This window comes from Methylobacterium sp. E-016 (assembly GCF_022829745.1).
In the GTDB taxonomy this organism is placed as follows: domain Bacteria; phylum Pseudomonadota; class Alphaproteobacteria; order Rhizobiales; family Beijerinckiaceae; genus Methylobacterium.
In genome coordinates, this window is the sequence record NZ_JAKSYF010000138.1 from 1 (window position 1) to 21250 (window position 21250).

The following is a 21250-nucleotide window of genomic DNA, read 5'->3' on the forward strand; positions in this document are numbered from 1 at the left end:
CCCGGCCAGGCGATGGAGCACCTTCGGCAGGTCGGAGCGCATCCGCGTGCCCTTGCCCGCGGCAAGCACGATCGCGGTGAGGCTTCGCTGCGCGGGGGCCGGTGTCGTCATCGCGTTCAGGTTCCCGGGGACGCTCGCTGGTGCCGACCGCCATGATCGGCGGCGACGGGATGAGGGGACCGGATTAGCCGATCGCGCCCGTCCGGCAAAACGGCGCGTCCCGCGCGCATCGTCCGGCCCGCAAGCGCGGCCTCGATCACACAGGGGACGGAATTCGCCATCGTCGGCCGACCTTAACCGAGGGTTCAGGTGCCGGGATGGTACGAGGGGCCGATTGTTGCGAACCGTTTCCAAGGTCTCGCTGTTTCCGATCCTATCGCCACCCACCCGAACGAAGGGGCACGACGCTGCCGACCGATCCGCGCTCCGACGCCATCCGTGACCCCGTCTCGCGAGACCGTACCCGCCGCGACGTCGTGCGCCTGTCGGCCGTCGCTGCGGTGCTGGCTGGCGCCGGGTTCCGACCCGTTCCGGCCGCCGCGGAGGACGCCCCCGCCCTGCCCGGCGCCGGCGCACCCTTCGACGCGTCGACCGTGCCCGCCCTCGCCCGCGCGCTGGCCAAGGCCGCCTACGCCGCCCCCCGCACCGACGACCTCCCGGCTAGCCTCAAGGGGCTCAGCCGCGAGCAGTACGGCGCCATCCGCACCAAGCCCGCCGCCGCGATCTGGGCCGGCGACGATCTCGGCTTCACGATCGAGCCGCTGCATCGCGGCGCGATCTTCACCGGCCGCGTCGCCCTGTTCCTGGTCGAGGACGGCCGCATCCGGCCGATCGCCTACGATCCGGCGAGCTTCGACACCGGCGGCTTCGCGCTGCCGGAATTCCCGGATGATCCGGGCTTCTCCGGCTTCCGCCTGCGCGCCCGCTTCCCCGACGGCCCCGACCTGTCGGACTTCGCGGTGTTCCAGGGCGCCTCGTTCTTCCGCCTCGTCGCCAAGGGCCAGGGCTTCGGCATCAACGCCCGCGCGCTGACGCTGCGCCCGGCCGACGCCCGCGGCGAGGAGTTCCCGATCTTCCGCGCGGTGTTCATCGAGCGCCCGGCCGACGGCGCCCTCGTGCTCCACGCCCTGATCGATTCCGATTCCGCCTCCGGCGCCCTGCGGATGGTGCTGCGGCCCGGCACCGAGGCCTCGACCACCGAGGTCGAGACCACGATCTTCGCCCGCAAGGCGATCGATCACCTGGGCCTGGGCGGCATGCAGGCGAGCTACCTGTTCGGCTCCGAGGATCGCCGCCGCGTCGACGACGCGCGCGCCGCCGCCTTCTCGGCCGCCGGCCTGCAGATCCGCAACGGCGCCGGCGAGGCGATCTGGCGCCCGGTCCACAACCCCGACGCGCTGCAGATCTCGTCCTTCGTCGACGAGAACCCGAAGGGCTTCGGGCTGATGCAGCGGGCGCGGACCTACGAGGACTTCGAGGACGACGTGCAGCACTGGGAGTGGCGGCCCTCGCTCTGGCTGGAGCCGGCCGATGCCTGGGCGGGCGGCGCGGTGACGCTGATCGAGATCCCGAGCGATTCCGAATTCAACGAGAACGTGCTGGCCTACTGGCGGCCGAAGGAGCCCGTCGTCGCCGGCTCCGAGACCACCTTCCGCTACCGCCAGCACTGGTGCTGGCAGCCGCCCGCCGCGCCACTGGCCACCGTGACCGGCACCCGCAGCGGGCGCGGAAGCGCGGGCGCGCGCCGCCTGTTCCTGGTCGACTTCACCGGGGACGGGCTGTTCTCCGAGGGCGGCCTCGACATCGCCCTGGCGGCGGCCCCGGGCAGCATCGCGCGCCAGCAGTTTTTCAGCTACCCGGAGCGCAGGACCGTCCGGGTCGCCTTCGAGCTCGATCCCGGCAGCGAGCGCGCGAGCGAGCTGCGCCTCGCCCTGGTGCGGGGCGGCCGGGCTGTGACCGAGACCTGGCTCTATCGCTGGACGCCGTAGAAGGCAGCGGCGTTCGAGGGACCGGCGGACCGCATCGGCCGGCCCCGCGAGACTCCGAAGACGAGGATGGATCAAAGGCCGTGCGCATGGACGATTTCGCCGCCCTCCCCGCGACCGCACGGCGCGACGCCCCGTCGGGCCACCCGGGCGAGCGATCGTTCCCCGACGCCCTGCCGCCGGAATCGCCCCTGGCGATGCCGGTGCAGAGCCTGTCCGCCTGGGACCCGGCGCTCGGGCATGCGCCGTCGCGGCACCCTGCCCGTCCTCACGCGTCCCGCCTCCTCGTCTTCGGCGGCGCGGTCGCGCTCACCGCCTATGGCGGCTGGCAGATGTACGAGACCGTGTCGGTCTCGGGCTCGCCGACGGCGCTGCAGTACGTGCTGGTCGCGCTGTTCCTCCTGACCTTCTCGTGGATCGCGCTGGCCTTCACGAGCGCGATCCTCGGCTTCGCCGTGCTGCTGCGCCGCCCGCGCCTGCCGCCGGTGCCGGCGGCCCTCGCCACCCGCACCGCCATCCTGATGCCGGTCTACAACGAGGGCACGGCCCGCACCTTCGCGGCGATCGAGGCGATGCGCGAGGCGGTCGACGCCACCGGCCTCGGCACGGCCTTCGACTGGTTCGTGCTGTCGGATTCGACGCAAGCCGACGCCTGGATCGCCGAGGAGCGCGCCTTCCTGGCCTTGCGCGAAGCGCTCGGCCCCGACGCCCGCCTGTACTACCGCCACCGCCGGAGGAACCATCACCGCAAGGCCGGCAACATCGGCGACTTCGTCACCCGCTGGGGCGGGGCCTACGACCACATGCTGGTGCTCGACGCCGACAGCCTTATGACCGGCGACAGCGTCGTCCGGCTCGCCGGCGCGATGGAGGCGGACGCGGATGCCGGCATCATCCAGACGCTGCCGCTCATCATCAACCGCAACACGCTGTTCGCCCGGGTGACCCAGTTCGCCGCCCGCATCTACGGCCCGGTGATCGCCACCGGCCTCGGCCACTGGTCGGGCCGCGACGGCAACTACTGGGGCCACAACGCGATCATCCGCACGAAGGCCTTCGCCGCCGCCTGCGGCCTGCCGGACCTTCCCGGGACGCCGCCCTTCGGCGGGCACGTGCTCAGCCACGACTTCGTGGAGGCCGCCCTGATCCGCCGCGCTGGCTGGGCGGTGTACATGCTGCCGACGCTGCCGGGCTCCTACGAGGAGAGCCCGCCCTCGCTGATCGACGTGGCGGTCCGCGACCGGCGCTGGGCGCAGGGCAACCTCCAGCACGCGCGGATCATCGGGGCGGCGGGGCTGAAGGCGGCCTCGCGCCAGCACTTCGCCACCGGCATCGCCGGCTACGCCGCCTCGCCGTTCTGGCTGTGCCAGCTCGTGGTCGGCATCGCGCTGGTGCTGCAGACGGCCTACGTGAAGCCCGAATACTTCACCACCGAGTTCGGCCTCTACCCGGTCTTCCCGCGCTTCGATCCGGTGCGCGCGCTGCAGCTCTTCGGGCTGACCATGGGCATCCTGCTGGCCCCGAAGTTTTTGGGTCTTCTCCTCGCGCTGATCGACGGCCCGGTGCGTCGGGCCTGCGGCGGCGCGGGCCGGCTGGTCGCGTCCTGCCTCATCGAGATCCTGCTCTCGGCGCTGATCGCGCCGATCGCGATGGTGATCCAGTCGGGCTCGGTGTTCAGCATCCTCGCCGGGCGCGACACCGGCTGGAACCCGCAACGGCGCGACGACGGCTCGATCCCGCTCGGCGACATCGTCCGCCGCCACCGCTGGCACACGGTGCTGGGGCTGGTCTCGGGGATCGCCGCCTTCGCCATCGCCACCTCGCTGTTCCTCTGGATGGCGCCGACCATCCTCGGCCTCGTCCTTGCGATCCCGATCTCCTGGGCGAGCGGGCAGCTGGCGCTCGGCCTCGCCCTGAAGCGGCGCGGCCTGCTGATGACGCCGGAGGAGCGCGACCCGCCGCCGATCGCCACCCGCGCCGGCGCGCTCGCCGCCCGCAACCAGGCCCGCGGCCTCGACGAGGCCGACGCGCTCGCGTCGCTCCACGCCGACCCGGCCCTGGCGGACGCCCACACCCGCATGCTGCCGAGCGCCGAGCCGCGCCCCCGCGGCCGGGTCGACGTCGACCACACCCTCGCTCAGGCCAAGGTCGTCGAGGCCGAGACCCTCGACGAGGCCCGCACCTGGCTCAGCCCCAAGGAGCGCATGGCCCTTCTCCACGACCGCGCCCTGCTCGACCGCCTCGTGCGCCTCGCCCCCTGACCCGATTTTCCCGATGTCCGGCGGCCCCGAACTCCGCTACAACCCGATCCGCCGGAAGGGTGGCCGAGTGGTTTAAGGCAGCGGTCTTGAAATTCGCTCCCGGCCATCCCGCCCAATCCCAGGCAGTCATTCAACGTATTGTTCTGACTGCAGAAATCGGATTGTGGGCGTTCTCTCATCGTTCCCTGTCCCTGCTCGTATCAATGAGTTGGGTAGCAAAAGCGGTAGCAAGCGGCCCTGGTCTGTTCTCCGACGCGGGACGGTCTGAAAGACCGCAGCATCTCATCGCCCCTCCGAACGGATGCGCCTGTTTTGGCTTTGACGAGATCAGGCGCATGATCGCCAGTGATCCGTTTTGAACGCGGACCTCCCACGCTCATCCTGAGCGCCTGGAGTGGAGCAGCTTGCTCTCCCCAGGACTGCTCTCATGCTTGAGATGGCGCTACTCGCACTCATCGTTCTCGTCGGAGCGATGATCATGATCATGGGCTGTGCGCACGTGCTGAGGCAGGACTAATCGGTCCAAAGTCACTTGCGCGAGGCTCAATCTGACGATCGATCTTACACGCAGGGGTTGTATATCGCGCTTGCGCTTGGTAGCCGTGATTGTCGGTGGTTCGCCGAACTTCCGCGCCCGTCTCTGGCGTTTTCCCTGATCGCGAAGGAGACGGGCGCGGATGCTCCCGAGGTTTGCATGCGCGACGTGCAAATAGGTTGGTAGCGTGAGAGCCGAGCTTGTTCAGCGAGGCGCTGCCAGATCGGCGAGGGCCTGAGCGTGCCGCATCCGGTTCGCAGCTTGGCGCCATAGCCAATCCTCGAACCGTCCCGCGATCATGGCGAGGCGAGACAGCACCAGGGCAGCGACGGCAGCCTGTAGGGAGCTGCGGACGACGAGAGGGTGCAAGTTTACAGGCATGCCGCGCCCTCCCGCCAGTTGCAGCCCACTGCGCTGAGGACGAGGGCAGCGCGTCCGGATGGGAACGACACGCCATCTCCAATCCGACGGCCATTCGAGTCCGCCCCCAGCGGTCCCCGAGCGCAATGCCAGCGCTGTGCGGCGCCAAAGCAGGAGTTTGGCCCGAAGCGGCGATCGTCGCCTTGGTTCAACTCCAACACGAGCTCATGCCGCTCGTACATGAGCCAGTCGTGATACTCGCGAAGCAACCGGACCGTGATCGGCTCGGCAACGGCAGACGGTGCCCCGAGAAGCGTCACGCCGCCGCCGATGAGCGGGAGCGAGACGAGGCCGCGGAGGAACCCGCGGCGATCGGAGGGGGCAATCATGCTGCTACCCCATGGTTGAAGCGGTGCGCGCCGGTGCCGGGCCATTCGGCCGCCGTCATCTCGGCGTCAGCGTCCTCGAGGTCGACGTCGCCGGCTAAGGCGTCGAGCAAGGCAAGGTCGCGCTCGATCCGGTCGGCGACATGCTGGCGAAATGCCTGAAGCAGCCGATGATCAGCCTCCGAGAAGTGGCGATCTAAGCCCCGGCGGATGGCCTCGATGGCGTCGTCCGTGGCTTGGTCGGGATCGGAAGCCTGCATGGCGCGGAGGGCCAGCGTGACGGGGCCGAGCTGCCGGCCGGCCCCGCGCGGTAATAAGGCCGACTGAGCGCCAGCCTGGGGTAATAAGGGCGTGCGTGTGCTATGGGCGTGAGTAGCCATGATCGTCCTCAGACAACGGTTGTGGTCAGGGCCGTTCCGGTGTGTCCAGCACCGTTGCGGCCCGTCCTATTTCATGGCACCATCAAATCATGTCGTCAATAGCTGGCACCAACAATAAACGAGGCCGCGGCAGGCCGGTGGTGAACAGCACCGCGATCAATCTGCGGGCGCCGCCCGCGTTGCTCGCTCCCCTCGACGCCTGGATTGCAGATCAACCCGAGCCCAAGCCCTCACGGCCGGAGGCGATCCGGCACGCCCTGACTGACTGGCTCACGGGCCAGGGCTATGTGCGGCACCGGGAAGATCCTGAAGGCGCGAACTGATGGTTTTCTCCGGCCCCCCGAAGACGAAGGACAATCGGGAATGAGACGTGTTGCTCTCGGTCGGTTAGCCGCCATCGCGGCACTCGTCACCGTCTTGAGCTGGCCGGCTTCCGCGCAAGTCCAGCAAGAGGCCTTCAGCTACCCGGTCGGCCTCGACCCCTACGGCGACAACTTCCTGGCGCTGCGCAGCCTTCCCAGCGGCACCGAAGGCGTCCGTATCGCCAGGCTCGGTCCCGACACCCTGTTCACCGAGATCGGCCGCCGAGGCGGCTGGGTCAACATCCGACTGCCATCTGGACAGTCAGGGTGGGTCAGCGCCCGATTTGTCGGCTGCTGCCGCACGGCCACAAGCGGCAGCCCTGGGCCGAGTGGATCTGCCTCCTCATCGTGTGAAGAGCTTTGGTCCGAGCGGAATGCGATCTTCAAGGCTGCGGGCTACTGCTTCCGTACCCCGCAGGCCATTCAAGCGTTTGGCAATGCTGGCTGCCAATTCGACGACGAGGCGGACGTGCCATTGTCGACACGCCAGCGGGAGCAGGTGGCTCAGATCCGAGGGACGGAGCGGCAGCTGGGCTGCACACGATGACCAGCATCCCTGACCGCGAGATCGAGGACTCGCCACTCGGTGGCAGCGTCACTCGCGACGGCATCACGGTAGAGGTTCACATCTATCGGTTCGCCGGCACAGACGATGAATGGACCCTGGAGATCGTCGACCACGAGGGCGGCCATACCGCCTGGGATGGGACTTTCGCGGACGATCAGGACGCCTATGACGCTTTCGAACAAGAGGTCGCCCTGCGCGGCATCCGTTCGTTCGTCGAGCAGCCGGTGGAGCAATGATCAACCCGCGAAGGCGATCGAACCTTCCGAATTGACCAACACGCCGAATAGGGATTGCGCCCCCTAGCCGAGGCAACCCGAGAGGTAACTATGACACCGCATCAAGTGAAGCTCGTGCAGGAAAGCTTCGGGAAGGTGCGGCCGATCGCTGAAGCGGCCGCCGACCTCTTCTACGGGCGCTTGTTCGAGATTGCGCCACAGGTGCGGCCCATGTTCCCCGACGACATGAAGGAGCAGAAGAAGAAGCTGATGGCCATGCTCGGTTTGGCCGTCGCGAACCTCGATAAGCCTGAGACGGTTGTGCCTGCGCTCCAGAGCCTCGGCCGCCAGCACGTGGCCTTTGGCACTCAGGCGGCCCATTACGAGCCGGTTGGCGCGGCCCTTCTCTGGACGCTGGAGCAAGGCCTTGGCCCTGAGTTCACGCCGGAGGTGCGGGAGGCTTGGGTTGAGACTTATGGGATCGTCGCCGATACCATGAAAGCGGCAGCCGCTGAGTTGCAGCGGTAACCCCAATTGGGTAGGCGCGGGTACCGAGCGCCCGGCTTAATGGCGATGATTTCGTCGGCGCCGCATGAATTTGAGGCGGCACCTCATAGGCAAGCAAAAATGCGAAAGCGCGATGATGGCGGCAATCCGCCTGCGGTCGTGACGTTCACTGGCGGCTGCATCATTGGTTTGGCCTTTATTGTCGAGCTGAAATTCATCTCGCCGGGGCATCCGATCGGGGCCATGCTGATCGTGCTGGGCGCCGCCTTGATCGCGACCGCCGTCACGCTTCGGTTATCGCGTCGGTAAGCCGATCGCAGTGTTTGGCGAAGCAGCAGCGTCGCAGAGCGTGCAGGTCTCGCATCAGGGCGATCGGCGACACCTGGATCCGCTACGGAACCAGACCTATCGGCGGGACTGGCCGGGGAGGCGTGCCGGTGTGGGAGGTCGGGCGGTAGGCGGAGGATCATCGCCGCGTCAGCAACGGCGTCCAGTACCTCAGGTCAAAGAACGCCGCTTTCACACATCCTGTGTCGTGCCTGTTGAGGCTACTTGCTGGGTTAGTCGGACGAACCTGTGTCGTCTTTTTGCTTAGCCACTGTGCTTCCGCGCCCTACGGCCACACCACTTGTGAACAAAAAGGCAGACCCAAGCCACGTAAATATCTTTTCGAGCCAAGATTGATTGCTGGAGAAAGAGCCAACTATTATTACGAATACAATCACAATAAGTATTATTAGGGATAGCGCGATAGCTGCGGCATGAGTTTTATCATTAGTTCCGTAGCGAAAAAATCTCAGATCTATAAATAAAACACGGTTCTCTGCTGAGCCTGATGTGAAGTCATCGGCCTTTTGGGTTGCCTTATCAGGCGATGGCGACAAGTCACCAGATGGCGGAGGTATCCTAACCTCCGCCATTCAGTTTTTTCCTGAATACGTTATAAATTAACTCATTCGGTATGGTAGGTTTTGTGTCGAGACTACCAAATTTATCTTTGACTATTGTCCAGGGCTCACCCTGAGCATGCGTCGAATTAGATAGCTGGACCCCCGTGTACCTTTTATGACTTTCCCAGACAGAATTAATGAATTTTTTAAGATCTTGATTTTCAATCTTTGGTTCATAGACTCTGAAGTCAAACCCTGAGGAGTCTGAATAATTAAATGAAGTAAGCAGCGAGCTGATAGGGTTCTTTCCATAATCTTTTGTCTGAAAATAAATATCTCTTTGCACAGGACCCCAAGGCCAAGCCTCGAAATCCTCGCTGAACAGAGGGCACTCATTCACAGCCAAGTGCCATGCGTGGCCATAAAATAGAAGCTTCTGTAACTTCATCTGGGTTATAGAGGGGACATGCGGCTCAGCCCAGCCGAGTTGTAAAAACTCATTTGCTGCGGCTGCGGCCGACGTGGCCGCCCCTAGCGACTTGTCCATTGGCATTCCATAGAACGTCTCACCCCGAATCACTTGGGGCAGGGTACAGGATCCTGCAAGCGTTCTGCAAACGTTCTCGTTGCCGCAGCCTTGGAATGGAGGACTAAGCCCCTCGAATCGTTGCCGGTCAAAAAGCGCAAGGCTAGGCCCCTCAAGTCAATCTCAAAGATGGAAACCTTATCAATTTCAAGGCACGCTTATGGCTTAGTTAGTGATTCGGGGAAGCCATGGGCCTGCGCTACGAAAACCTCGATAATGAGACGCGCGCCTTCATGCTCGAAGAGATTGAGATGGATGTCGCTGCCGAGGTCATCTATCTCAGCCCCAATCTCACGCAGCGGGCACAAGGCGATTGGTCCGACTTCCTGCGGGAAGCTGTCCGTTCTGGCTCAGATGACACGTTAGCGCGCCGTCTACGGGCCGCACGGTCTTTGAACACGACTACGATGCGTCGGACGCGAAGTGGCTACACGCAAGCCAAGGTGCCGCACAACGCAGCGGAGGTTATGGCCGAAGGCGAGTTCAACCGCTTTTACGTCCGCGGCCTCTGCCGTCGAGCTATGGCCAACGCTATCGCCCGACTGGAGGTATATCGCGCCAAGTCGGTTATGCAGCCCCGGCCGGAGTCGGAACGGCTCATCGGCCTTCTAATCGACCCTGAGACCGTCCTGATCGATGTTCGCGCCAGCACTGGCGTCGAAACCGCACTCGGCGTCCCGCCGGGTCCCGGCTCCGGAATTACAGTCCGTATCCCGCGTTGAGCCGAGATGCTCGAAGCCCTCGGCGTCGGCCGGGTAGTCGAACGCCATATCCTGCGGCTCACACTGATAGAGTTGTGTCTGAACCGTCAGCCCGCCGAGCACCGCCATCCAGATATGGTCGCTAGCGGTCATGCGAAAACTAGCGCAGCGCCATCTTGCCTCGACAACGACATCCCATCGGTTAGGTTTGACGGATGCGCCACGCTATTGCCGCCCTCTCGACGTTCCTGACGGCTACCGTCTGTCTCGCTCAGCCGAGTGGAGATGAACGGCGAGCGGAGAAGATCGATGGGCTGGTGCGCATCATCGGTGCACAGGCCGGCATCGTCCTTCACTGCCGACAGTTCTACGCGATCGACGATACGGTGTCGGACGGCCTCTCCCGTATCGTGCGCCCCACCCTCGATCAGAGCCTCGGACCCAAGCAGGCTCAGACCGCCGTCGACGACGAGGGCAAGCGACTCGCGCAGGAGATCGCGGACGTCGGTCCCGAGCGCTGGTGCGCCGATCAGCGGAACATCCTGAACACCGAGGGCGTCCGCGTCTTCTTGGACTGATCGGCCGCCGCGGATCAGCCGCATTGACCGATCACCAGCGCTCCACGATCAATCGCGAGGGTGTGCGTGCCGAAGATTCCGACTTTCGCTGTAGCTGGCCTGTGGCTGGCCATCACCGTAGCCGCGCTGAGCGCCGTGGCGTCGGAGCAGACAACGCGGAGCGAGTCTGTTGCAGCCATCGCCGAGACGGCGGTTTCGGTGCCGCATCCGGTCACAACGGCATCCAACATTCTCACCGACGCCACCGGCAACCGATACCGGAAGCGTCGAGACTAGCATGGCCGAGCCGGCCCCGAGCCAGTGTGAAGTGAAGGTCGATGGGCGGTGGCTTAGGGTCAGCCTTGCCGAGGCGTCCACCGAGTTCGTTGCGGCGGAGAAGCGGTGCCCGGCATGCCATGGCCGCCTTACGATGCCCGGCACGTTCACCTGGACTGAAACGCGGCGGTACGCCCACCACCGCAAGCACGATGGCTGCCCGTTGCTGCCGAAGATCTACTGCGGCACCCCATCGCCGCATCCGAACGCGGTCGTGTAGGGCACGCGCGAGCTCATGAGTGAGCCGTCTCGACACCGCCGCTCTGGTCGGTATCATTCCCGGATGCGTACAGCCCTTGCCGCCCTCGCTCTTGCCGTCACGGTCGGAGGTGCCAGCGCGCAGCAGCAGATGCCGACCGTGGCGGAGCTGCTGACGGCGGAGGCGAAGGCCTCGCGGGCGTGCGAGGGCTCCGGGGATGCCGACGTCCTGCGAGAGCAGTGCCGTCTCCGCGACCGGCTGAGCGGCCGCCTGGCACAGGCCGGCTACTGCTGGGGGCGCAAGGGCCAGACCGACGAGAAGCGGCAATGGCACGCCTGCCAGCCGGACTCGATCTACGAGGACGACATCGAGGCGGTGCAGCCCTGATGTCAGTCCCGTGATACGAGCATCCTGCCCTCCGGCAACGCAGCAGGGGGGCATCGTTGTCGCGTAGGGTGAGAGGCGACACCTCAGAGGTAGGCGGCCATGCGCAAGCCCGAACAGCACGACCAGACGCGCGACACCCTGGTCATTGCCTGCGGCTGCATCATCGGTGTGGCGTTCACGATCGAGGCGAAATTCATCCACCCGCATAATCCGGCCGCCGCTATTTTCATCGTGGCAGGCGCCGCCCTGATGGCGACCTTAATCACGCTTCGTCTAGTGCGACGGTAATGCGTAAGTAGAGGCCGATATAGGGTGAGAACGACGGCGTGCTTGCTAGTAGGGTGCGCAACTATTTTTCGAAAGCGATGAGTTGGCAAGTAGCTATGGCTTCAAGGTTTGCGTATGTAGTCAGGAAATGGCTGACCCGTCGCGGGATGCACGATCTCAGCTAAGCGGAAATCTGTCGCGTCTGGATGAGCGGGATTAAGCAAAATGTTCCGCCGCCCAACTTCGACAACGGAAGGGACGCAAAGCAGTGGTGTTCGAATGGAGCGCAACCAATCGTCTCCGATAGGCTGACAAACCCTATAGCCGCTAACTTCATCCGACCATAGTGGGTCTAGATCAGCTTCTGCAATGACTTGCATTTTTGCATGATTTGGCACTTCGATTTTGAGTGCAAGCAAATCGTCGGGGAAAAACATCTCTCCGCCAGTATGCCGCTCAAGCTCAAGAAAGGCGGTGTGCGGATGCTCAGCACAGTAGACAATAGATTGTGGACGAGTGTGCCAACGCCCATCTACGCGAAGACCACCTCGCCCGCTCAAATCATCATATTTCGACAGCCGCCATATGTGCTTAGGCGCGGGCTCAAGCGTAGACACCGTACTCAATCCGCAACAGCATCTCTTCTACGAGGTTTGCTCCGTTTTCGCGAACCAATAAATCCATTGGTTTGGCTTTGAACTGGCGATGTTCGTGATTAAGCCACATCATCGCTTTGCTTGGATTCCGGAAAACCTTTTCTGCCAAACTGATGATACGCAACAGACGAATGGCCTTATCTGTCTGGTCCTCGCTCAGCGGCTCGTTACGATTTGTTAGTTTGGTGATTTTGTTTCGAGGTCCAAACATTCGCTCGATCAGATCACCACCCACCCCATGCTGCTCGATAGCTTTGAGGGTATGAGCCGGCAGCGAGTAGTGAGTCGGAGATCTACGCGCGGTCTGCTCCGCAATCTCTGCGAGCTGGCTGAAAACCGTCTGACCCATGATAGTCACCTGATCCTGGTTGAGCAGGCACATAGCAGATGCGACAGCGTTGCACGCGGGTGCATCCCTACGGAAGAGGTAAGGACCTGCCCGTCAACCGTTAATAAATGATTAACGCTTTCATGTGACCACGGCGCTAGGTACTCATCGTCGCGGGCCAGCGCTCGCTGCCCTACCCTTTCCGCGCTCCTCATCAGCCACCGCCTCTACCGCCGCGATCGCGTTCTCTAGCTCCGCGATCCGCTTCAACGTGCTGTCCGCTGGCATCATTTCGTACTGAGCGGCTTCCATAATGAGATCGCGCTGGCGAGCTTTCAGGCGGTCTAGGAGGGCATCGAGTTTTTCCATAGCGGCGGTCTACCCGCACGCCTCGCCTACGTCACGTCACGAAGCAGATCACGCTGTCTTTGTTTCCGCCCCCGGCTCGCTTCTTTCCGAGCCTGAGCGACCTCGTCCTCAATGCCCCGATTGAAAATTCCCGTCAGCCAATCTTAGAAGGCTTCTCCCGCGCGCGCCGGTCGTGCCGCAACGTCACGGATGAGGCAATGGCTTCGGGGCCGTTATCGTGCTGCATCTGGTCGATCCAGTCCGCGAAGATGGCCTGTCGCTCACGCTCGCCCATCGCCTCAATTGGCGCTGCGGCCCGCTCTCGCAGCTTGGCACGGTATCGTGCCTGCCGTTCGGCATCTGTCATCGCCATGCGATGTCCTCGTGACGTGATGGCCTCGACAACCGCACCTTGGCGGGTATCTTGCCGAAATGCGTACCGCCCTCGCCGTCCTTGTGCTCGTCACGCTCATAGGCGCCGCAAGCGGGCGCGACGACGCCGCTGTTACACCGCGTCAGCTCATCGCAAACCCAGCGAAGTACAAGGGTGAGATTGTTGTCGTACGCCGTATCCGGTGCGTTGACCCAGGCGGTGCCAAATTTCTATGCGAGGCCGCAAGCGGCGCTGATCGGTTGCAGCTGAACGCTTCGGTGCTCGGAGCTATCACCGAGCAGTCCATTGCCGAAAAGCTAGTCGGCCTGTGCAAAGGGCAGTCAGCGCTGACCCGCCCGGCCTGCACTTTCGACGTGGTGCTGACACCTACCGGCTTTGGGAGCAATGGCAGTGTAATCGTGATCTACGCAGCTGAAATTGACCTTAGCAAACCGCATCGTCCTTGACGCCCCATCTGGCGCTGAGAAGCCTCGGTCTGTGCGGGGACCTCAAGCATACTTGCTTCTCCCTAGGCCCAATCGCTGTCTTTGAGATCCGGCATGGTGATGCCCATGTCCGCCGTCATGGCGCCGCGACCCTTCACGCGCAGGCTGGTAGCGCGGACCTGGCCGCCGCCACCCGACACCGACAGGTCGATCTGGCCGTGGAAGCCCATGCCGGCGAGCCGGTCCACGTGCTGACCGAACGCGTCCACGTGTTTGTCGATACCTCGACCGCCAGCACCCGCAGATTCAGGCGGGGCGTCGGGCACGGTCGGCATCTCGGGGACGCTCGGACGGCGCCTGGCGTTGATGCCTTGCCAGTCGCCGATGCCGACTCGGCGCGCACCGTGCCACTGGCTCCACCCCTCCTTCTTGGCGACATCAAGGGCGAAGTCGGTTTGCTTCTTCCATGTCGACGGGTCGCGCACGTTGATACCGGCGGCGAGCGCACGATTGCCAACACCGCCGCCGGTGAACAGCTGCCAGTCGCCGAACGATCGGCCCTGGTCGCCGACGTAGTTGTTGAAGCCTTCGGACTGCGTCACCCGCAGTGCGACATCGGGGTCCATACCGCGAGCGATCGCCGCCTGCCGGGTGTAGGCGGCGCGCTCGGCCTTCGAGGCGGTGTGGCCGATCCCAGCGCCCTCGCCGACCGGGAGGGCCCTGCCGCCGAACGTACCGCCCTCACCGCCGCCGCCGAAGCTCGCGCGATGAATCAGGCCGCCCGGCCCGCTGCCGCCGCCTCCGCCCCCCGCACCTCCGCCCTCGCCGCCCAGGCCCTCGCCGCCCTTCAGGTGGATCGGCACGAAGATGCCGGCCGAGAACAGCTCCTGAAGCCGCTGCATGATGCTGCGGCCTTGCTGCTCGACGGCGGGCGCCTGCGTCTGCACACCCTCGGCGATGCCACGCCCGGCACGGTCGCCGGCCTGCGTTCCCGCCTCACCGGCCGCCGTCTTCAACGGGTCCCACGTGTCCGCGCTCGGCGGCGGCAGGGGCGCGTTCACGATCGCCTTGCCGAACGCCTCGCCGGCTTTCTGCCCGGCCTCTGTTGCCTCGCGAGCCGTGGCTTCGGCGTCGATCATCTTCGGATGCGCGCGGGGCGGCAGTGCGGGCTTCGGCGCCTCGGGGTTGATCGGGCCGTTGAGACCGAAACCACTCAGGCCGGAGCCGTTGAGGGTGTAAGGCGCATCCCCCGGCTTGATCGCCATGCTCGGGATCGCCTTCGACCGATCGCCGAGGAAGGCGTTGCCGAACCGCGGGTCGAGGAAGTCGAGCCCCGAGCGAAGCCAACCGTCCCTGGCCACGTCTGGCATCTCGAAGATGTGGTGCTCTTGCGCGAGCTCGGCCAAGGGCTCCAAGCCGAACGCACCGGCAACAGCCACGCCAGCCTTCAGAGCGCCCTTCAGCTTGCCGCCCTTGCCGCCGCCGCTGTCCGATGGGCCGCCGAGGCCGCCACCATTCTTCACGGCAGCGCCCTGCAGCATCTTGGCGGCGGTCATCAGCTCCGCGGCGGCGGGTTTCATGCCGAAGCCGCTCTGTAGGAGCCCGATGCTCTTGAGCCCGACGAGTACGGTTCCGATGCCCGCCGCCACGGTGCCGGCTTGCACCACCCGGTTGTCCAGTTCGGCGACGTGCTGAATGAATTGACCGGCCTTGCTGGTGATATCGGTGAGCGCGCCGCCCTTTCCGTCGTTGTCCCACGCCCGCCCAAGCTTGGTTTCGAGGTTGGTCACAGCGCCCTGGAACCGAAGCACCGCACCATCGAAGCCGGCCATTCGCGCCTCCGACACCTTCGCGGCGTACCCAGCGGAGTGCTCAGCCCCAAGCAGATGCTGCATCTTCTTGAAGGTCTCGGGGTCGGACAGCGCCGTCGCGATGCGGCCGCCTTGCTTCGAGCCGAACAGCGCATTGGCAAAGGCGAGGTTGTCGCGAAGCTTCAGCAGTAGGTCGTCGATCAGCCGGTTGGAATCGACCCCCTGCATCGAGGCGTTGCGGTAGCGGTTCGCGAGACCGGCGATGCTCTTCTTCGACTTGGCGTCGTCGCCGCCCAGGTTGTCGCCGAGCAGTTCCATCACGGCCGGGGTGAACTTGGTCGAGTCCCCGATGATCGCCTTGTTTGAGAAGATCTTCCGAAGGCCAGCTTGCACCGTGCCGTCGAGCTTTACGCCGTAGCTCTCAGCGACCTGCTTCACGAAAGGATCAACGGCCAGCTTCTCGGGCTTCTTCTGGTAGTTGTTGTAGTCGAGGCCGGCCGCACGCATCGCCACCTTCGCGCCAGCGGTCGGCGCGTTCGACATGGACATGAGCGCGCGGAACGCCACGCCGGCCTCGTCGCCGCCGATCGTTGCCTTCTTCAGCACGCCCGCGAAGGCGAGCATGCGCTCCTCGCTGACGTGTGCGAGGCGGGCCGGGGTGGCGCCGTACTTGTAGGCCTGCTGGATGTCCTCCGGCGTCATGCCGGAGATCTTGGCCGCCTTCACCTGCACGTCGGCGGTCTGCTGAGCCGACTTGGTCGCCGCGTCGAGGGTCGAGATGTCCTTCTTGAACGCGAAGATGCCGGCCTCGACCTGCTTGGCCGCAGCGCCGATGTCGATGTCGAGCGCCTGGCCGAGATCCTTCACGTGCGGGATCATGCCGAGGACCTGATCTCGGTTCAGGCCGCGGGCCGCCAGCTCGCGCTGCGCGTGAAGCACCTTGACGTCGTTGTAGCGGGAGATCGCACCCATGTGGATCGCCTGATCCACCAGGGGCTTCTGCTGCTCGTCGGTGAGGTCCATCACGACCTTGCCGAAGCGGCGCTCGTTGTCGAAGTGCTGGTACGTGTGCAGGGCGTGCCCTGCGAAGTGCTCGGCCTTGTGGACGGCGCCGATGCCGATGATGCCGGCCGCGCCCCTCACCGCATCCACGCGCGCCTGCCGGGCGGCGGCGACCTTGCTCGCACGCTCCTCCGCAGCAGCCTGCTTCGCGATCGCCGAGGTGGTGGCCTCGAAGGTCGACCGAAGCTTCTGCTGATGCGCGGACAGGTTCGACAGATCGGCGCCGAGATGCGCTGCCGCGCTGTCGGCCTGCTTCATGGCCGTGGCCTGCGCGCCGACGGCGCTCGTCAGCTTCACCACCTCGCGCTCGGCCCGCTGCTGGGCGACGGTCGCCTCGCGCAGGCCCTTCGCCGCCGCCGCATACCGGGCAGCCTCATCGGTGCCCGCGGCCGGCTTCACGTTGCCGAAGGCGGTTTTCGCCACCCGGGCGGCGTCGAGCTCCTTGGTGTACTGGCGCAGGCCGGCCTCGGCCGCCTTCAGATCGGACTGAGCCTTGGCGAACCCCTCTCGGCCGGCCATGGCCTTCGCCACCGCGTTGAACGCCTGCTCGGTCTTGGCCGCTGCCTCCGCGTTCTTCCGCATCGCCGCGGACATGTCCGCATCGCGAGCGAACCGCTTCGTTGCGGTCGTGATCTTGTCGATGATCTGGCTGGCTCGGTCCTCGCCGGTAATGACGAGGCAAGCTTCGAGTGTCTTGGCCATCAAGGCGCCTTCCGCTTGCGTTCTTTCTCGCGCTGCTCGGCTCTGGCCACCCGCTCACGGTAGTACCAAAGCAACTCGCGGCAGGTCAGCTCGCCGAGGTCTGAGGGTCGCCACTCGAAGATTTCGATGAGGTCGACGACGACGTCCTCGATGCCGCGGCGACCCCCTCCGCGGCAAGGCCAAAACCCACGAACAGGTCCACGACCTTATGCGCGTCGGCGAGCCCGAGCTGCGAAAGCATCAGGGGGTCGTTCGGCTTGACCAAGCAGGCCTCGGCGTACCGCTCGATCACGTCGTTGTCGGGCACGGCGATCATGTTGCCGTCGCCGCGCGGGACCCAGCGGTAGCAGGGGCCGAGGCGCATGAACTCGGACCACTTCGGCTCGCGGAAGACGAGCTCGCGGGCCGCCTCGTGGCCGGCGATGGCGGCCTCCAGCTTGATCGTATGGGTGGACATCGTGCGCTCCGGGTCGGGCTCAGTGGACGGGCGGGGTAGCTTCGAGCGCCAGAACGAGGGCGATGGTCGCCTCGACGGTCTCGATGTGGGCGAGGGTCGAGTCGTTCAGCGTCTCGATGGCCAACAGGGCCGCCGGACCGCCAATGGCTTCGAGGCGGCTCGCGAGCTGCCGCAACAGGTCGGCATGGGAGCAGGCAGGGTCGCTGAGCATGTTACGACCTCGACCGGGCGACAAGGCCGGCACGCTGCAGCTCACGCTGCATGCTGGTGTTGCCGGCGGCGAGGACATTGACCCCGCGGGGCGGTGCCCCGGCAGCGACGAGACCCTGGCTGCGCAGCGTCCGCTCCATGCTGGCGCGCGAGGCGGCGAGGCCGGCGCTCGGTGCATCCGTGCCATCGGCAACACCGTGGCGGCGCTTCATGTCGGCGACGAGATCGACGGGCGGAACGGCAGTCGTTGGCGCGGTCTCAGCGAGAAGCTGGCGAAGCACCTCGGCCGGCGGTGTGCCAGCAGCAATGTACGCGGCAGCTCGGTCCGGCTTACCGGCAATGGCACAGGTCTCACGGATCTCCCGCTCGGGATCGACCGCAGGGCGATGCCGGCCTCTCTCACCCTGGGCGGGAGTGCGACCAGCGACGTGCGAGGCGGTGAAGGCTCGGCTACTCCAGCCCTTGGCATCCGCCAATGCCACCAAGTCGGGCGGTGCCTTGGCGTAGGCGCGGAATGGAAATGGTGCGCAAGCAGTAGCCGAGGTCGGCGCCGTGCCGATCCTGGTCGCGTAGCGGCCGGCGACCGCTTCGATGGCGCTCAACCACGTCTCTGCGGCCATCTCCGCCATATGATCGCGGGCTGGTCGGCCGGTGGCGGCGGCGTAGATCGATGCCATCGACCCGGCCAGCTTGCGCAGCATCGCCGCGGTATCGTCATGGTCGTCGGCGGACCCGATCGTTAGACCGGCTGGGTCGTGGACCATCATCATGCTGCCGGACGCGATGATGCGTTCCGTGCCGGCCATGGCAATGATCGAGGCGGCAGAGGCCGCGATGCCTTCCACCACCGTCGTGATCTTGCCGAGGTGCGCCGAGAGGATGGCGTGGATGGCGGCACCTTCGAAGGCGTTGCCGCCACCGGAATTGATGCGGACCACCACGTCAGCTCCAGAGCCTAGCTCCGCGAGGGCGGCCACCACATCGTTCGACGTGAATCCCTCGACATCGGCCCAGTTCGCCACGCCTACATCCCCGTAGAGGATCAAGGCGCCGTCACAGATCAGGGGTGAAGTCATCGGATAATGTCCAGTTGTGGAAGAGGTGGCACCCATGAAGCTCCGCACCACACGGCCATCATGGGCGCCTCGCCGAGCGGTGGAGAAACCCACCCGGCGATCTGGGATCAGGCGGCCTCGCGGCCCTGCTCGGCGAGCCAGGCGTCGCGGCGGCGCTTCGTCTCGGCCGCGCGCCACTCCTCGAGGTTGAAGCCGAGGGGCGGGTACTCGAAGATGTTGCGGTGCTGGCGGCTGCGCAGCTCGGCCTGCCGCAGCAGGGCGGACCAGTTATCGGGCTCGTCTCGCGAGGCGACGCCACGCTTGATCGCCTGCTCCGCCACCGGCACGGGTAGGCTCGCCAGCGTCACCGACACGACCTCCGCGACGTATCCGGTCTTCCGGACGTAGGAGAACTCGCTGGTCACGTAGACCGCGATCTCCTCCCGGCCGGGCTCGAAGTCGGGCTCCGGCTGGTGGTAGGCGCTGAGCACCGGCGATGCCTCGCCGCCTCGGACGCGGGCCGCGAGGTCGCGCATCGGGTCCGTCAGGAGCGGTCGCTCCGGGACGTTGCCGTCCTTCGGTTCGATTTCACGCCGTGACACCCATCCGAACCGTTCCTGCCGCCCCGCCTCCGCGACCTCGATCAACGGCATCGCCGTCGCGATCATGTGGCCGACGAGGAATGCCGCGATCCGCTCCGGGGGCTCGCCGTTGCGAACGCCGTGCATGTCTCGCTTGGCGAACAAGGGGGCGGCCCGGGGCGAGATCGCCGAGGCCAGAGCCGTCGTCGCGCTCGCCAGAGTCGCGACGGCCTGCCGGACCTGCTCGGCCGCCGCGTCGATCGCGGCGCCGTCACGCTCCAACGCCGTCGCAGACGTCTCGCGCTCGGAGGCGGCGCGCTGCTCGCGGATGCGCTCCTCGGTGGCGGCGATGCGGCGCTCGACCTCCGCGAGGGCGTCGTCGACGCCGAAGGCCGTACCCTCGGCCTCGCGGCAGGCGCGCTCGGCATCGGAGATTGCCGCCGCGCCGCCGCCCTCGATGAGCAGGGCGCGACGGGCGGCGATGGCCTGCTCGACCTCGACCTTCAGCGCATCGCGCCGGGCCTGCAGGTTGGCCCGGGTGGTGACGAGGCCGGCGAGTTCGGCCTCGGGGGAGGCAGCCGGCGGGGCGTCGGTTCGGATGGCGGTGGGTCGGCGCATGGTGTCTCCGGTCAAAGCGTGCGGACGCGGCCCGGGCGGGCGGCGTGGCGCTGCAGGTTGGGCAGGGGGCGGAAGCGGGCGCCATCGAGCATCAGCCGAGCCTGGACGCTGCCGCGGACGTAGTCGGCGACAGTCAGTCCGCGGGCAGCCGCGGTGAGACGCACGGCCTCAGCGAGCTCGGTCGGGACGGCGGCGGTGAGCCGGTCGGGGAAGGTGATGGCGTCGAACATGCCGACAGTGTCGGCGGCCTCGACCGGCCTGCACAGTGGACAAAACCGGACATCGAGGGTGGACAAACCGGACAAATATAGCCGCGGCTATACTCCGGCGGGTTCCCTCCAGGGGTGCGGAGCCTCGGGCGGATCGACGTCCTGCCAGTACGCCAGGTCGCCTTCGGCCTCTCGCCAAGCGTCCACGTCGAGCGGATGCCCGAACAGGTCCGCGAGGGCCGGCCAGTCCGGCGGGTACGCGGTCGCCTCAACCCGACCGAGAGGACCATCAGGACCGTCTGGCGCCCCCATGGTCATTGCGAGGTCGCTAGCTGCCTCCATCATCTCGGCTCGCGCGATGGCGGCTGCGGCGTAGGCTGTCGAAGGGACACCGTTCGCGGCGACCACCGCGAAGGCGACCACGGCCTCGACGCGGTCGATCATCGCCACCAGGACATCGCGGATGCTGGGCATGTCGGCATCCGTCGGCGCGAGCGTCCGGCGCTCAGGCTGGCGCTTAGGCTTCGGGTTCGAGCCCGCCGCGAGTCGGCCGGCCCGGTTAACCCCGCGATCCTCGAAGGTGTTAAGTCCGACCACGTTGGTGTGAAGCCAGTTAAGAGCTTCACTGCGATCCAACTTGCCATCTGACCGTACAGGCAGGCCCTTCGCCACGTATTGCGAGACACGCGCCCGAGAGATCGAGAGTTCGTCCGCAAGTGCAGCCTTGGTAATGATCGTCATGACTGGATGCTCGCTTCGCCGGTGTTAAGTGGTTTTTGACCCCTGGCGCTAGGGAGAAGCCGCGCCTCTACGACCCGTACTGCCGGCGTGCCCGTAGGGTCCCCCGGCTGTTGCTCAAACCCCACGGTCTCGGCAGGCACGTGCCACCGGCCGGCGATCTTGAGGCCGAGG

At 65.8% G+C, this 21250-nt stretch carries 27 protein-coding genes; 14 read left to right on the forward strand and 13 right to left on the reverse strand.

What is annotated here, in order from left to right; translation table 11 throughout:
• The first annotated feature begins 476 nt into the window (after window positions 1–476).
• A complete protein-coding gene (locus MKK68_RS19905) occupies window positions 477–1988 on the forward strand; it encodes a glucan biosynthesis protein (protein WP_409567279.1) in 1512 nt (503 codons plus the stop codon).
• 86 nt (window positions 1989–2074) lie between these two features.
• Window positions 2075–4246 carry a glucans biosynthesis glucosyltransferase MdoH gene (gene mdoH, locus MKK68_RS19910; protein WP_244032549.1) on the forward strand — a complete coding sequence of 724 codons (2172 nt, stop codon included), beginning with the start codon at window positions 2075–2077 and terminating at the stop codon, window positions 4244–4246.
• Between the two features lie 1280 nt (window positions 4247–5526).
• Here the strand turns inward: mdoH and MKK68_RS19915 are convergent.
• Window positions 5527–5787, reverse strand: a complete 261-nt coding sequence (locus MKK68_RS19915) for a hypothetical protein (protein ID WP_244032550.1) — start codon at window positions 5785–5787, stop codon at window positions 5527–5529.
• A gap of 257 nt (window positions 5788–6044) precedes the next feature.
• Here MKK68_RS19915 and MKK68_RS19920 point away from each other — a divergent pair, with 257 nt between their 5' ends.
• From MKK68_RS19920 to MKK68_RS19940, 5 genes are all read left to right on the forward strand, one after another.
• Window positions 6045–6230 carry a ribbon-helix-helix domain-containing protein gene (locus tag MKK68_RS19920; protein WP_244032551.1) on the forward strand — a complete coding sequence of 62 codons (186 nt, stop codon included), beginning with the start codon at window positions 6045–6047 and terminating at the stop codon, window positions 6228–6230.
• Window positions 6231–6516: 286 nt separating this feature from the next.
• A complete protein-coding gene (locus MKK68_RS19925; RefSeq protein ID WP_244032756.1) occupies window positions 6517–6816 on the forward strand; it encodes a YARHG domain-containing protein in 300 nt (99 codons plus the stop codon).
• A complete protein-coding gene (locus MKK68_RS19930) occupies window positions 6813–7073 on the forward strand; it encodes a hypothetical protein (RefSeq protein WP_244032552.1) in 261 nt (86 codons plus the stop codon). The genes MKK68_RS19925 and MKK68_RS19930 overlap by 4 nt, the downstream gene beginning before the upstream one ends.
• 90 nt (window positions 7074–7163) lie before the next feature.
• Complete coding sequence (locus MKK68_RS19935; RefSeq protein WP_244032555.1) at window positions 7164–7580, forward strand: globin family protein; 417 nt, start codon at window positions 7164–7166, stop codon at window positions 7578–7580.
• 39 nt (window positions 7581–7619) lie between these two features.
• Window positions 7620–7868, forward strand: coding sequence for a hypothetical protein (locus MKK68_RS19940; protein ID WP_244032556.1), 249 nt, complete (start codon window positions 7620–7622; stop codon window positions 7866–7868).
• A 597-nt stretch (window positions 7869–8465) separates the two neighbouring features.
• On the opposite strand, the gene MKK68_RS19945 is transcribed toward MKK68_RS19940, so the two are convergent.
• Complete coding sequence (locus MKK68_RS19945) at window positions 8466–8996, reverse strand: Panacea domain-containing protein (RefSeq protein ID WP_244032558.1); 531 nt, start codon at window positions 8994–8996, stop codon at window positions 8466–8468.
• Window positions 8997–9223: 227 nt separating this feature from the next.
• Between MKK68_RS19945 and MKK68_RS19950 the strand changes: the two genes are divergently transcribed.
• From MKK68_RS19950 to MKK68_RS19975, 6 genes are all read left to right on the forward strand, one after another.
• Window positions 9224–9757: a hypothetical protein gene (locus MKK68_RS19950; RefSeq protein ID WP_244032559.1), complete on the forward strand. Its 534-nt coding sequence runs from the start codon at window positions 9224–9226 to the stop codon at window positions 9755–9757.
• Between the two features lie 194 nt (window positions 9758–9951).
• The gene (locus tag MKK68_RS19955) at window positions 9952–10314 is read left to right on the forward strand and encodes a hypothetical protein (protein WP_244032560.1); all 363 of its coding nucleotides are present in this window, start codon (window positions 9952–9954) and stop codon (window positions 10312–10314) included.
• A gap of 66 nt (window positions 10315–10380) precedes the next feature.
• Window positions 10381–10590 carry a hypothetical protein gene (locus MKK68_RS19960; protein ID WP_244032562.1) on the forward strand — a complete coding sequence of 70 codons (210 nt, stop codon included), beginning with the start codon at window positions 10381–10383 and terminating at the stop codon, window positions 10588–10590.
• Between the two features lies 1 nt (window position 10591).
• Window positions 10592–10849, forward strand: coding sequence for a hypothetical protein (locus MKK68_RS19965; protein WP_244032564.1), 258 nt, complete (start codon window positions 10592–10594; stop codon window positions 10847–10849).
• Between the two features lie 63 nt (window positions 10850–10912).
• A complete protein-coding gene (locus tag MKK68_RS19970; RefSeq protein ID WP_244032566.1) occupies window positions 10913–11215 on the forward strand; it encodes a hypothetical protein in 303 nt (100 codons plus the stop codon).
• A 99-nt stretch (window positions 11216–11314) separates the two neighbouring features.
• Window positions 11315–11503: a hypothetical protein gene (locus tag MKK68_RS19975; protein WP_244032569.1), complete on the forward strand. Its 189-nt coding sequence runs from the start codon at window positions 11315–11317 to the stop codon at window positions 11501–11503.
• A gap of 101 nt (window positions 11504–11604) precedes the next feature.
• On the opposite strand, the gene MKK68_RS19980 is transcribed toward MKK68_RS19975, so the two are convergent.
• The 4 genes from MKK68_RS19980 to MKK68_RS19995 form a co-directional block, all read right to left on the reverse strand.
• Window positions 11605–12099, reverse strand: a complete 495-nt coding sequence (locus MKK68_RS19980) for an RES family NAD+ phosphorylase (RefSeq protein ID WP_244032571.1) — start codon at window positions 12097–12099, stop codon at window positions 11605–11607.
• Window positions 12086–12487, reverse strand: coding sequence for an antitoxin Xre/MbcA/ParS toxin-binding domain-containing protein (locus tag MKK68_RS19985; protein ID WP_244032572.1), 402 nt, complete (start codon window positions 12485–12487; stop codon window positions 12086–12088). Before MKK68_RS19985 ends, MKK68_RS19980 begins: the two co-directional genes overlap by 14 nt.
• 144 nt (window positions 12488–12631) lie before the next feature.
• Entirely contained in the window at window positions 12632–12835 is a 204-nt protein-coding gene (locus tag MKK68_RS19990) for a hypothetical protein (RefSeq protein ID WP_244032574.1), read from the reverse strand.
• Window positions 12836–12968: 133 nt separating this feature from the next.
• On the reverse strand, window positions 12969–13187 hold the full coding sequence (locus MKK68_RS19995; RefSeq protein WP_244032575.1) for a hypothetical protein: 219 nt from the start codon (window positions 13185–13187) through the stop codon (window positions 12969–12971).
• Window positions 13188–13246: 59 nt separating this feature from the next.
• Between MKK68_RS19995 and MKK68_RS20000 the strand changes: the two genes are divergently transcribed.
• A complete protein-coding gene (locus MKK68_RS20000) occupies window positions 13247–13654 on the forward strand; it encodes a hypothetical protein (protein ID WP_244032576.1) in 408 nt (135 codons plus the stop codon).
• Between the two features lie 62 nt (window positions 13655–13716).
• Here the strand turns inward: MKK68_RS20000 and MKK68_RS20005 are convergent, their stop codons facing one another.
• The 7 genes from MKK68_RS20005 to MKK68_RS20035 form a co-directional block, all read right to left on the reverse strand.
• Window positions 13717–17208, reverse strand: a complete 3492-nt coding sequence (locus tag MKK68_RS20005) for a phage tail tape measure protein (RefSeq protein ID WP_244032577.1) — start codon at window positions 17206–17208, stop codon at window positions 13717–13719.
• An 85-nt stretch (window positions 17209–17293) separates the two neighbouring features.
• Window positions 17294–17665 carry a hypothetical protein gene (locus MKK68_RS20010; RefSeq protein WP_244032578.1) on the reverse strand — a complete coding sequence of 124 codons (372 nt, stop codon included), beginning with the start codon at window positions 17663–17665 and terminating at the stop codon, window positions 17294–17296.
• 19 nt (window positions 17666–17684) lie between these two features.
• Window positions 17685–17876 (reverse strand): hypothetical protein, encoded by a 192-nt coding sequence (locus MKK68_RS20015; RefSeq protein ID WP_244032581.1) that lies wholly within the window; start codon window positions 17874–17876, stop codon window positions 17685–17687.
• Window position 17877: 1 nt separating this feature from the next.
• The gene (locus MKK68_RS20020; protein ID WP_244032582.1) at window positions 17878–18951 is read right to left on the reverse strand and encodes a head maturation protease, ClpP-related; all 1074 of its coding nucleotides are present in this window, start codon (window positions 18949–18951) and stop codon (window positions 17878–17880) included.
• Window positions 18952–19058: 107 nt separating this feature from the next.
• On the reverse strand, window positions 19059–20129 hold the full coding sequence (locus tag MKK68_RS20025; protein WP_244032584.1) for a hypothetical protein: 1071 nt from the start codon (window positions 20127–20129) through the stop codon (window positions 19059–19061).
• 11 nt (window positions 20130–20140) lie between these two features.
• Complete coding sequence (locus MKK68_RS20030) at window positions 20141–20359, reverse strand: hypothetical protein (RefSeq protein WP_244032586.1); 219 nt, start codon at window positions 20357–20359, stop codon at window positions 20141–20143.
• Window positions 20360–20446: 87 nt separating this feature from the next.
• Complete coding sequence (locus MKK68_RS20035) at window positions 20447–21079, reverse strand: hypothetical protein (RefSeq protein ID WP_244032588.1); 633 nt, start codon at window positions 21077–21079, stop codon at window positions 20447–20449.
• Window positions 21080–21250 lie beyond the last annotated feature (171 nt).

Coding starts and splice junctions, on each gene's coding strand:
- MKK68_RS20035 (WP_244032588.1), bottom strand. CDS start 21,079: ATGACGATCATTACCAAGGCTGCACTTGCGGACGAACTCTCGATCTCT.
- MKK68_RS19945 (WP_244032558.1), bottom strand. CDS start 8,996: ATGGACAAGTCGCTAGGGGCGGCCACGTCGGCCGCAGCCGCAGCAAAT.
- MKK68_RS19955 (WP_244032560.1), top strand. CDS start 9,952: ATGCGCCACGCTATTGCCGCCCTCTCGACGTTCCTGACGGCTACCGTC.
- MKK68_RS20015 (WP_244032581.1), bottom strand. CDS start 17,876: ATGCTCAGCGACCCTGCCTGCTCCCATGCCGACCTGTTGCGGCAGCTC.
- MKK68_RS19965 (WP_244032564.1), top strand. CDS start 10,592: ATGGCCGAGCCGGCCCCGAGCCAGTGTGAAGTGAAGGTCGATGGGCGG.
- MKK68_RS19940 (WP_244032556.1), top strand. CDS start 7,620: ATGGCGATGATTTCGTCGGCGCCGCATGAATTTGAGGCGGCACCTCAT.
- MKK68_RS20025 (WP_244032584.1), bottom strand. CDS start 20,129: ATGCGCCGACCCACCGCCATCCGAACCGACGCCCCGCCGGCTGCCTCC.
- MKK68_RS19975 (WP_244032569.1), top strand. CDS start 11,315: ATGCGCAAGCCCGAACAGCACGACCAGACGCGCGACACCCTGGTCATT.
- mdoH (WP_244032549.1), top strand. CDS start 2,075: ATGGACGATTTCGCCGCCCTCCCCGCGACCGCACGGCGCGACGCCCCG.
- MKK68_RS19935 (WP_244032555.1), top strand. CDS start 7,164: ATGACACCGCATCAAGTGAAGCTCGTGCAGGAAAGCTTCGGGAAGGTG.
- MKK68_RS19970 (WP_244032566.1), top strand. CDS start 10,913: ATGCGTACAGCCCTTGCCGCCCTCGCTCTTGCCGTCACGGTCGGAGGT.
- MKK68_RS19995 (WP_244032575.1), bottom strand. CDS start 13,187: ATGGCGATGACAGATGCCGAACGGCAGGCACGATACCGTGCCAAGCTG.
- MKK68_RS20005 (WP_244032577.1), bottom strand. CDS start 17,208: ATGGCCAAGACACTCGAAGCTTGCCTCGTCATTACCGGCGAGGACCGA.
- MKK68_RS19990 (WP_244032574.1), bottom strand. CDS start 12,835: ATGGAAAAACTCGATGCCCTCCTAGACCGCCTGAAAGCTCGCCAGCGC.
- MKK68_RS19985 (WP_244032572.1), bottom strand. CDS start 12,487: ATGGGTCAGACGGTTTTCAGCCAGCTCGCAGAGATTGCGGAGCAGACC.
- MKK68_RS20000 (WP_244032576.1), top strand. CDS start 13,247: ATGCGTACCGCCCTCGCCGTCCTTGTGCTCGTCACGCTCATAGGCGCC.
- MKK68_RS19950 (WP_244032559.1), top strand. CDS start 9,224: ATGGGCCTGCGCTACGAAAACCTCGATAATGAGACGCGCGCCTTCATG.
- MKK68_RS20010 (WP_244032578.1), bottom strand. CDS start 17,665: ATGTCCACCCATACGATCAAGCTGGAGGCCGCCATCGCCGGCCACGAG.
- MKK68_RS20020 (WP_244032582.1), bottom strand. CDS start 18,951: ATGACTTCACCCCTGATCTGTGACGGCGCCTTGATCCTCTACGGGGAT.
- MKK68_RS19930 (WP_244032552.1), top strand. CDS start 6,813: ATGACCAGCATCCCTGACCGCGAGATCGAGGACTCGCCACTCGGTGGC.
- MKK68_RS19915 (WP_244032550.1), bottom strand. CDS start 5,787: ATGCAGGCTTCCGATCCCGACCAAGCCACGGACGACGCCATCGAGGCC.
- MKK68_RS20030 (WP_244032586.1), bottom strand. CDS start 20,359: ATGTTCGACGCCATCACCTTCCCCGACCGGCTCACCGCCGCCGTCCCG.